Consider the following 734-nt stretch of genomic DNA (forward strand, 5'->3'; position numbering starts at 1 on the left):
TGCTGCGCGGGCGGCTGCTGCCCGATGCGGAGCGCAGCGAGCGTGGCGGCGAGGCGGCCCGATGAAGACGATCGCCATCACGTCGACGACCGGCGGCGCGGGCCGCACGACACTCACGGCCGCGCTCGCGGTGCTGCTGGCGCGCCGCGGCCGGCCGGTCGTCGCCGTCGAATTCGATGCGCAGAACCTGATGGGCGCGACACTCGGCCTCGACTCGCTGGCCGAGCACGGCCTCGCGCAGAGCGTGCTCGGCGGCGCCGAACCGTGGCATGCGCATACGTGGCGCAGCGCCGACGGCGTGCTGTTCGTGCCGTACGGGCACGTCGACGCGGCCGGCGCTGCCGCATGCGATGCGCGGCTCACGGCCGATCCCGCGTGGCTGTCGCGCGCGCTCGACGACATTGCGCTGCCGGCCGACGGCGTCGTGCTGATCGACACCGCACGGTATCCGTCGGCGCAGGCCGAGCAGGCGATCCGCCGCGCGGACCTGACGCTCGTCGTCGTGCCGCCCGAGCCGACCGCCTGCGCGACGACGGCCGCGCGGCTCGCTGCGCTCCGGGCCGGCGGCGGCGACCTGCAGATCGTCGTGAACCGGCTGAATCCGGCGCGCGACATGCAGCGCGACGCGCTCGCGATGCTGCGCGCGGTCGCGGGGCCGGCGACGATACTCGAGCAGCGGATCCATGTCGATGCGGCCGTGCCCGAAGCGCTCGCGCGCGGCAGCTGGATCTTCG

General features: G+C 75.2%; 1 protein-coding gene. It reads left to right on the forward strand.

Annotated features, from left to right (window positions below; all coding sequences use genetic code 11):
• Positions 1–61: 61 nt before the first annotated feature.
• Positions 62–734, forward strand: a 673-nt coding sequence (gene bcsQ, locus G3N64_RS39245; RefSeq protein WP_205788915.1) for a cellulose biosynthesis protein BcsQ, incomplete at its 3' end; no start/stop codon positions are given.

The sequence above is a fragment of the Burkholderia sp. Ac-20344 genome (assembly GCF_017104975.1).
GTDB lineage: Bacteria > Pseudomonadota > Gammaproteobacteria > Burkholderiales > Burkholderiaceae > Burkholderia.